The organism is Microcystis sp. CS-574, from assembly GCF_028329095.1.
GTDB classification, from domain to species: Bacteria; Cyanobacteriota; Cyanobacteriia; order Cyanobacteriales; family Microcystaceae; genus Microcystis; species Microcystis ichthyoblabe_A.
The window spans coordinates 1-9,406 of record NZ_JAQMSY010000232.1 but is presented as its reverse complement, the minus strand read 5'-3'; the positions used below and the strand labels follow the sequence as shown (position 1 = coordinate 9,406).

At 42.1% G+C, this 9,406-nt stretch carries 8 protein-coding genes; all 8 read left to right on the top strand.

Annotation, left to right across the window (positions count from 1 at the left end; genetic code table 11):
- The first annotated feature begins 182 nt into the window (after nt 1-182).
- The 8 genes from PN470_RS19020 (at nt 183) to PN470_RS18985 (ending at nt 9,349) form a co-directional block, all read left to right on the top strand.
- Nucleotides 183-2,234 (top strand): M3 family metallopeptidase, encoded by a 2,052-nt coding sequence (locus PN470_RS19020; RefSeq protein ID WP_271937039.1) that lies wholly within the window; start codon nt 183-185, stop codon nt 2,232-2,234.
- A gap of 148 nt (nt 2,235-2,382) precedes the next feature.
- Complete coding sequence (locus PN470_RS19015) at nt 2,383-2,934, top strand: hypothetical protein (RefSeq protein WP_103111082.1); 552 nt, start codon at nt 2,383-2,385, stop codon at nt 2,932-2,934.
- Between the two features lie 248 nt (nt 2,935-3,182).
- Complete coding sequence (locus PN470_RS19010; protein ID WP_002744271.1) at nt 3,183-3,407, top strand: hypothetical protein; 225 nt, start codon at nt 3,183-3,185, stop codon at nt 3,405-3,407.
- Nucleotides 3,404-3,685, top strand: coding sequence for a type II toxin-antitoxin system RelE/ParE family toxin (locus PN470_RS19005; protein ID WP_103111083.1), 282 nt, complete (start codon nt 3,404-3,406; stop codon nt 3,683-3,685). Before PN470_RS19010 ends, PN470_RS19005 begins: the two co-directional genes overlap by 4 nt.
- Nucleotides 3,686-4,073: 388 nt before the next feature.
- Nucleotides 4,074-6,374 (top strand): sensor histidine kinase, encoded by a 2,301-nt coding sequence (locus PN470_RS19000; protein WP_271937035.1) that lies wholly within the window; start codon nt 4,074-4,076, stop codon nt 6,372-6,374.
- Nucleotides 6,319-6,765 carry a response regulator gene (locus PN470_RS18995; protein ID WP_002801723.1) on the top strand — a complete coding sequence of 149 codons (447 nt, stop codon included), beginning with the start codon at nt 6,319-6,321 and terminating at the stop codon, nt 6,763-6,765. Before PN470_RS19000 ends, PN470_RS18995 begins: the two co-directional genes overlap by 56 nt.
- Nucleotides 6,766-6,907: 142 nt before the next feature.
- Nucleotides 6,908-8,083 carry a hybrid sensor histidine kinase/response regulator gene (locus PN470_RS18990; protein WP_271937031.1) on the top strand — a complete coding sequence of 392 codons (1,176 nt, stop codon included), beginning with the start codon at nt 6,908-6,910 and terminating at the stop codon, nt 8,081-8,083.
- 456 nt (nt 8,084-8,539) lie between these two features.
- The gene (locus PN470_RS18985; protein WP_002777481.1) at nt 8,540-9,349 is read left to right on the top strand and encodes an SDR family NAD(P)-dependent oxidoreductase; all 810 of its coding nucleotides are present in this window, start codon (nt 8,540-8,542) and stop codon (nt 9,347-9,349) included.
- The last annotated feature ends 57 nt before the right edge of the window (nt 9,350-9,406 follow it).

Sequence of the window (9,406 nt, the reverse complement as noted above, 5' to 3'; positions counted from 1 at the left end):
TAACATCATTAGAAAAGTAATTCCTGATGTCATTGACCAGGGAATAAAGGGTTTGCCGTTTAATCCTGTAGTGCTTGACCCACTACGAATGACTAAGCTTTCAGGCTTTTAAGTAAGTTTGAGTAAGTTTAGTTGAGCGGTAGTAAAAGATACAGATTACTCACCCTTGCAGACCAAAAATTATGACGAACACCAGTAACCCGCTGCTTGCCGGTCAAGGATTACCGGCTTTTGACCAAATCCAACCCGGCCTGATTGTCCCTGGCATGACGCAACTTTTGCAGGAACTGGCCAGAGAATTAACCGATCTAGAAGCGCAGATTGCCCCCACCTGGGAAAAATTAGTCGAACCCCTCACCCGGATCGAAGAACGTTTAAGCTGGAGTTGGGGGATTATCGGTCATCTGATGGGGGTAAAAAATAGCCCAGAATTGCGTCAAGCTTACGAAACCGTACAACCACAGGTAGTCGAGTTTATTAGCCGTTTAAGCCAAAGTAAACCCATTTATGAAGCATTTTTGTCCCTGCGTCAAGGGGAAAGCTGGGGGCAATTAGACGAGGCACAACAGCGCATTGTCGAAGCTTCCCTGCGGGATGCTCAATTGGCCGGGGTGGGATTGGTAGGGGAGAAAAAAGACAGATTTAACGCGATTCAACTGGAATTAGCCGAAATCACCACGAAATTTTCTAATAACATCCTCGATGCCACCAAAGCTTTTCAACTGAAACTAACAACCCCAGAAGATATCGCCGGTTTACCCCCTAGTCTCCTTAGTTTAGCCGCCCAAACCGCCCGGGGCCAAGGAGAAACTAACGCCAGCACCGAAACTGGCCCCTGGGTGATTACCCTCGATTTTCCCAGTTATTTCCCCTTTATGAAGTACAGCGATAATCGGGAATTGCGCGAAAAACTCTATAAGGCCTACGTTAGTCGGGCTGATCTGGGAGAATTGGATAATAATCCCTTAATCGATCGCATTTTGCAACTTCGTCAGGAACAGGCCCATCTTTTAGGTTATAGTACCTACGCCGAGGTCAGTCTTGCCAGGAAAATGGCCAATTCTGTGGATGAAATCGAGAAATTGCTTGACAATTTACGCCAAGTAAGCTATGAAGCGGCAAAACAGGATTTAGAGGCCTTAAAAACTTTTGCGGGAACCGACGATCTCAAGCATTGGGATATAGCCTATTGGTCAGAAAAACAGCGTCAGGCCAAGTTTAACTTTAGTGCCGAGGAATTACGCCCCTATTTCCCCCTACCACGGGTTTTAGAAGGCATATTTAGCCTCGCTAAACGGATTTTTGGGGTGGAAATTATCGCTGCCGACGGTAAAGCACCTATCTGGCATCCCGATGTGCGTTATTTCCAGATTAATGACGAAAAGGGCGAAAAAATCGCCTATTTCTACCTCGATGCCTACAGTCGTCCCGCCGAAAAACGCGGCGGTGCTTGGATGGATGTCTGTATCGGTCGGGCCAAAACCGGCACCGAGGTGCGTTTACCTGTGGCTTATTTAATCTGCAATCAAACCCCTCCAGTGGACGGAAACCCCAGTTTAATGACCTTTGAGGAGGTAACTACCCTATTTCACGAATTTGGCCACGGTTTACAGCATATGTTAACCACTGTGGACTATTCCGGCGCGGCGGGTATTAATAACGTTGAGTGGGACGCGGTGGAATTGCCCAGTCAATTTATGGAAAATTGGTGTTATGATCGCCCTACTTTAATGAGTATGGCCAAACACTACCAAACCGGTGAAACTCTCCCCGAACATTACTACCAAAAACTGCTTCTAGCTAAGAATTATATGAGCGGTTCGGCCATGCTGCGTCAGTTACATTTGTCTTTAGTAGATTTGGAATTACACCATCGTTATCAACCCAATGGCGGCGAAACTCCTAAACAAGTCAGACAGCGTTTAGCGGCGACGACGACGATAATTCCTCCTCTACCAGAAGATGCTTTCTTGTGTTCTTTTGGACATATTTTCGCTGGCGGTTATGCGGCGGGTTACTATAGTTATAAATGGGCAGAAGTTCTCAGCGCCGATGCTTTTGCCGCTTTCGAGGAAGTAGGATTAGATAACGAAGAAGCAGTGAAAGCGATCGGCCGCCGTTTTCGCGATACTGTCTTAGCTATGGGGGGAAGTTCTCATCCTATGAATGTTTTTAAAGCTTTCCGCGGTCGCGAACCCAGTACCGAACCTCTCCTCCGTCATAGCGGCTTATAAAAGTAGTCAAACACTTTTCTTTAAAGTAAGTGGTGCGTTACGGCAATATTTAGCTCTTGATTTTTTCCCTAAAAACAAGGGATTACCTAACGCACCCTACTTGACTACTATCCTCCATTTCCAACATACTCGTTGAGGTAAGAATTTTATGTACAAACGTATTACTGACATTCTTGGAATCCCACTAGAATTTCAAGTTGTCATGCTAACTTTTATTTTCATATTATTTCTTTCCCCATATTTTTCCAACGTAGACTTTGGTATTTTTAAAATTCCAGAATTTACACAAAAGGCTAAATCAAAGCTAAAAATCATCGGTCCGATTCTCCTTTTATTATTCTTCATACCGATAATTCCAGCGCCTCCTCCAGACTGCAATGAAAATCGGCAGATTACAGTCACCGTACAATATCCATCGGGATCCCAACAAGAAGAAAATGCCCAGAAGTTACGACAAGAGTTAAGCGATCGTGGATTTAATGTTCCAGGGGATCGCCCAGAACCAGTGCCAGAAAGAGCCGCTCCACCACAAGGTCAGGCATGGATTAAATATTTCTATGATGATGATCGTGCGGCAGCAAAATGCCTTCAAAAGGTTGTAAGTCAACCTCTTATTAAGAATGCAAAACTACAGCCCAATAAAAAGCTACAACGAGGCTATGAGCGTGGAACTATAGAAGTATGGTATCCGGCAAAATAATCGCAACATATTTCAGCCAGCTTTTTGCTTTATGGTGCGTCCAGAGCCACTCTTTTTCTTGTTCTTCTTGAGGTTAGGATAACTCCTATTCCCCATTCCCAACATACAAGGCTGCGTTAGCGTAGCGTAACGCACCTTTTCCACCTCAATGCTCAAGCTTGTTGTCGGGAGGGAGTGCAGTATCTAACTCATCGCTATATTGTGATAACATATCAGGAAAAAAAGTTAACTAACAGGAGTAAACTTTAATGAGTATCGCATTTTTTCAAGATCTGATCGAATCGGTAGAGAGTCTATCCATTGAAGACCAAGATTATTTGTTTGAGCTAATTCGTAAAAGACGCATTGAGAAACGCCGGGAGGAGATGGCTAAAAATGGCGAAGAAACCTTAAAATCTTTAGCAATGGGAACAGCAAAAAAAGGCAGTGCTGAAGAGATAATGGCTTATTTATTAGAGGATGAAGAAGAATGAAATTAGTTGCTGACAAAAGCTTTAAAAGAGCTTTTCAACGCTTAATCAGCAAAAATCCTCAACTACAAAGCAAGGTATCAGAGGTTCTACATTTGTTAGAAGATAATCCCTTTACCCCTTCTTTAAAATCTCATAAGCTGACAAGTAGATTAGAAGGTTATTGGTCATGTTCTGTTAGTTACGATTGCCGTATTATTTTTACTTTTCGTCAAGATACTGATTCAGGAGAAACTTTAATTGTTATAGTTGATATTGGAAAACACTATCAAGTTTACTAATTTATCTCTTGAATTTGTTCTTGCTTATCAATTGTATAATTACAGTACGATATCGCCTACTTTTCTAGGGTGCGTTCCTGGAAATTTTTGGGTCTGAAACCCCTTAACTACTGTATATTTTTATTAAGAATTATCCTTCCTTTGTAACATTAACTCTTAATTCTTAACAAATTACCATAGATTCTCAGAGAAAAACTGATTATAATAAAGGGAACTGAACAGGACTGCTCGATCGATAAGTCACTGATTAATTAAAGTTTTATGACTTTTGATGGACTGGGATTAAGAGAAGTAAATTTATTCTCGATCGCTCCCTGAAAGTGAGAAGAAATAGTTTTAATAAACAAAGAGTTTTCAACTTGGCAAAAATCCTCTAGGGGCAATACACATGGAAGTTATAACCGAGACAATTAACCCAACTTCGATCGAACGGGAACCGATCCATCTCTATAACCGAATTCAACCGCACGGGGTGCTTTTAGTTCTCAGCGAACCAGAGCTAAAAGTCAGCCAAACTAGCAATAATAGCCGCAGTTTATTGGGTATTTCTCCGGGGGAAATTATCGGTAAAACCCTAGAGGAAATCTTCGATCCCTTTCAGATCGATCCTCTAAAATCAGCCATAGAAAATAACGATTTTGATGCTCTCAATCCTGCCAAAATTTGGGCGCGGGTTAAAGGGGATGATTTTGCCGTCTTTGATGCTATTTTCCACCGTAACGCCGAACAAATGCTGATTTTAGAGTTAGAACCAGCTATTTCCTATGAAAACATTCCTTTCCTGAGATTCTATCACCTAGCCAAAACTTCGATCGATAAACTTGAAGCCACCCGTAGCCTGAAAGATTTCTGTAATATCATCGTTAAAGAAGTCAGAAAAATGACAGGATTTGATCGAGTTATGTTATACAAATTCGACGAAGAAGATAACGGTGATGTGATAGCAGAAGACAAAATAGAGCAACTAGAACCCTATCTCGGTTTACGTTATCCCGCTTCCGATATCCCTCTCCCGGCACGAAATTTATTAAGTGCTAATTGGATTCGACAGATTCCCGATGCTACCTCTGAACCCGTCGATCTAGTGCCTAGTCTTCACCCCGAAACTCAACAACCCTTAAATTTAACCCTGTCCAGTCTTAGAAGTGCTTCTCCCTGTCATTTAGAATACCTGCATAACATGGGAGTGGGAGCATCTCTAACCATTTCTCTGATTGAAAATAAACGTCTCTGGGGCATTATTGCCTGTCATCATCGCACCCCTAAATATGTACCCTACGAACTCCGTAAAGCCTGTGAGTTCTTAGGAAGAGTGATTTTTTCGGAAATATCGGCACGGGAAGAAACCGAGGATTATGACTATCGAGTAAAATTAAGCTTTGTGCAATCGCAATTAATCGATTATATGGCGGAAGCTAATAACTTTATTGATGGATTAATTGCCCATAAACCGAATCTGCTCGATCTAACTAAAGCCACAGGAGCCGCTATTTGTTTAGGTGGTAACTATACCTTAATTGGAGTAACACCGAGCGAAGAAGAACTAAATTATCTGATTACTTGGCTAGAAAAAAACGTCCATGAAGATGTTTACTATACCAATTCCTTACCGCGAATTTATGCCGATGCGGGTAAGTTTAAAGACATTGCCAGTGGTTTACTAGCAATTCCCATTTCTAAACGTAATTATCTCCTCTGGTTTCGTCCGGAAGTAATTCAAACCGTGAACTGGGGTGGTGATCCGGGTAAAGCGATCGAAACGACTGCCATAGATGGTAATATTCGTCTCTGTCCGCGTAAATCTTTCTCCCTCTGGAAAGAAACCGTTCGCCTCAAATCTTTACCCTGGAAAGCGGTAGAAATTAACGCCGCACTAGAATTACGAAAAGCGATCGTCAATATCATCTTAAAACAAGCCGATGAATTGGCACGTTTAGCGCGGGATTTGGAACTATCAAACGCCGAATTAAAAAAATTCGCCTACGTCGCTTCCCACGATTTACAGGAACCCCTCAATCAAGTCGCCAACTATGTGCAGTTGCTAGAAATGCGCTACACCGAAGAACTGGACGAAGATGCTAAAGAATTTATTACTTTTGCCGTCGAAGGTGTCAGCTTGATGCAAACATTAATAGATGATGTGCTGGCTTACTCAAAAGTGGATATGCAGGCGGTAGAGTTTAATACCATCGATGCTAATCTGGCACTGGAAAAAGCTCTCGCTAACCTGAAAGGGAGAATTCAAGAAAGTCAAGCTATAATCACCGTTGATCCTTTGCCAATTGTCATGGCAGATAAAACCCAGTTAATGCAATTGTTCCAAAATCTCATCGGTAATGCCATTAAATTCCGGGGAAAAGCAACTCCCACTATTCATATTGCTGCCCAACGTCAAGAGGAGGAATGGCTGTTCTCTGTCACCGATAATGGAATTGGTATCGATCCCCGATTTTCCGAACGTATTTTCGTGATTTTCCAACGACTACACACCCGCGACGAGTACCCCGGCACAGGTATGGGTTTGGCGATTTGTAAGAAAATTATCGAGTGTCATCGCGGACGAATTTGGGTAGAATCCCAATTAGGTAAAGGAGCGGTTTTCTATTTTACAATTCCCCTAGGAGGTAACGAGCGTGAGCGCTGGCGAGGACGTGCCACACAAAATTATCTTATTGGTGGAGGACAGTAAAGCTGATATTCGCCTCATCCAAGAGGCATTAAAAACTAGCACCGTCCCGCACGAATTAGTTATCGTTAGGGATGGTGTCAACGCCATGGATTATCTGCGTCGAGAAGGGGAGTATCTCGATTCTCCCCGTCCTAATCTGATTCTTCTCGATCTGAATTTGCCAAGAAAAGACGGACGGGAGGTATTAGCGGAAATCAAAAACGATCCCAGTTTAAAAAGAATTCCTGTGGTGGTTTTAACCACTTCTCGCAACGAGGAGGATATTTTTTATAGCTATGAACTGCACGTTAATTGTTATATAACCAAGTCGCGCAATCTCAACGATTTGTTCAAAATTGTCAAAAATATCGAGGCTTTTTGGTTAGAAACCGCTACTTTACCCAGTGAGTGAATCATGATCAGTTATCAGTTATCAGTTATCAGGAGTCAGGAGTCAGGAGTCAGGAGTCAGGAGTCAGGAGGCAGCTTTATTCTCCCCACACCCCACACCCCACTTCCTAACTTCCCAAATCTCTTTAACTCTTGATTAAACAATGGGACTCTCGCAGGATATAAAAGTTCTTTTAATCGAGGATAATTTAGCCGAAGCTCGATTATTAAAGGAAATTCTTAAGGGTAATGAAAAAAAAGAATTTCATCTGGTTAATGTGTCAAGATTATCGGAGGCAATTTCTCTTTTAAAACAAACAAATTTTGATGTAATTTTATTAGATCTAACTTTACCAGATAGTCAGGATTTGGAATCCTTAGCTCCCCTTTTGATTACGGCTCCGAAATTACCAATCGTGGTTTTAACTAATACTAATGATGATAATTTAGCTTTGGCAGCACTACGTCAGGGAGCGCAGGATTATTTAATTAAAAGAGAAGTAAGTTTAGAAATTTTAACTCGATCGCTATGTTATGCGATCGAGCGAAAACAGATGGAGGAAGCTTTACGAGAATCCAACGAAGCTTTAAAAATGAGCGTGATTGAACGCACTAATCAACTGGAAAAAGCTCAGGAATTAAATCAGTTAAAAACTGAATTTGTTTCCATGTTATCTCACGATTTTCGCAATCCTTTAAATAAAATTTTACTCTCGGCTGGATTATTAGAAGAAAGTCGCGATCGGTTGACAAAAGATCAGCAAGTTAGCTATTTTCGCATGATTCGATCGGCCATTAAAGACATGGATCAATTGCTCACAGAAGTGTTATTAATTGGTAGGGCCGATTCCGGGAGATTATACTGTCAATTTGATCTGGTGGATTTGCTCGATTATTGTCAGAAATTGGTAGAATCTTTTATGGTTAAGCCAGAAAAACAATCGGCAATTATTTTCCAAATTGAGGGCAGCTTAGAAAGAGGACTTTGGGATGTTAATTTAATTAAACATATCTTGACAAATTTACTGGGAAATGCTATCAAATATTCACCACAGGGAAACCCCGTAGAATTTAAGATTATTGTCGAATCCGAGCAGGTAGTCTTTAAAATTATCGATCGAGGCATTGGTATTCCCAGCAAAGATCAAGAAAATTTATTTAAACCTTTTTATCGCGGTAGCAATGTCGATAATATTCAAGGAACGGGATTAGGATTAGCCATTGTCGGACGCTGTGTGGAAGCGCACAAAGGACAAATTCACCTAGAAAGTGAGGAAGGAAAAGGCACAAAGATCACGGTAATTTTACCGATTATTACCGACATTGAACACCTAAATTGAGATCAACAATAGGGTGGCTCCACAATTTTTTTCCCGCTGCCCCCCTCTCCCCACTTCCCCACTTCCCTACTCCCTTCTCCCCTTCCATCGGATTGATACTAAATCCAGTTATTAAAAACTGATTATCTATTCCCCCTTTTGCCTCTTGCCTCTTGCCTTTTGACTATCCTGATATGTTACCTATACTTAACGGATTTAGTATGAGGATCACCCTGAGCGTTCATCCGATCGAGTGATTTTGCGGAAAAGTGTTAAAAAAGATTGCTGTTTGTAAAGACAACTGTTACCGTGGGTTCAAGAGTGCGCTTTGAAGGAGGAAAAATCCCATGCACCCTAACCTATCCATCTATCCCCGGATTGCTTCGCTACTTATGTAGGGCATAGATGCACAAATCAAAGATTTCAGAAGCAAAACCAATAAATTTCTGTACTGTTGCTTAAAACAGGAGTTTGATCATGAAATTACAGGGAAAAACAGCCCTAGTCACGGGGGCATCCCGGGGTATCGGACGTGCGATCGCCTTAGAATTAGCCCGACAAGGTTTAAGCAGAATTGTGATTGTTGCCAGAGATCAAGAGCGATTAGACAAACTAGCCAAAGAAATTGAGTCTCTAGGGGTCATTGCCACACCTTTAGCCCTAGATTTAACCGAAAATGACCTTGTTAGTCCTTCAATTATCCGCGTTTGGCAAGAATGTCGTGGTATTGATATCCTCGTTAACTGTGCCGGTATTGCCCATCAAACCCCCTTTCTGCGATCGCAATTTTCGCAAGTGCAAGCAGAAATATCTTTAAATCTGATGGCCATGTACACAGTTACTCGCTTAATTGCCCGCCGGATGGCAATTCGGGGACAGGGAACCATCGTCAATGTTTCCAGCATGATGGGTAAAATTGCCGCTCCTAGCTTCGCTACCTACTCGGCCACCAAATTTGCCATTTTGGGTTTTAGTCAGGCTCTCAGGTCGGAATTACGGGAACACAACATCAAAGTTGTCACCCTCTTACCCTCTTTAACCGATACGGATATGGTGCGAGAATTGCAGTTATTTCGATGGTTAAAGCCGATGAGCGCCGAAGAAGTCGCCCAAACCCTAATTACCGGGTTAAATAGGGAAAAAACGGAAATTGTCGTCGGTTGGCAAAGTCATCTAGCTCTTTGGTGTCAAAAATTGGCCCCGAAACTGCTGGAGAAAATTGTCGATTTAGCCTCTCCCTTACGCCAAAGCAAAGGAAAACGAGGATGGCGAGAAGTGTTTAACTAGGGTTTAATTAGGGTCTGGTGAAAAAGTTTTTCCTGGGGGTAGGGTGTGGGGTGTGGG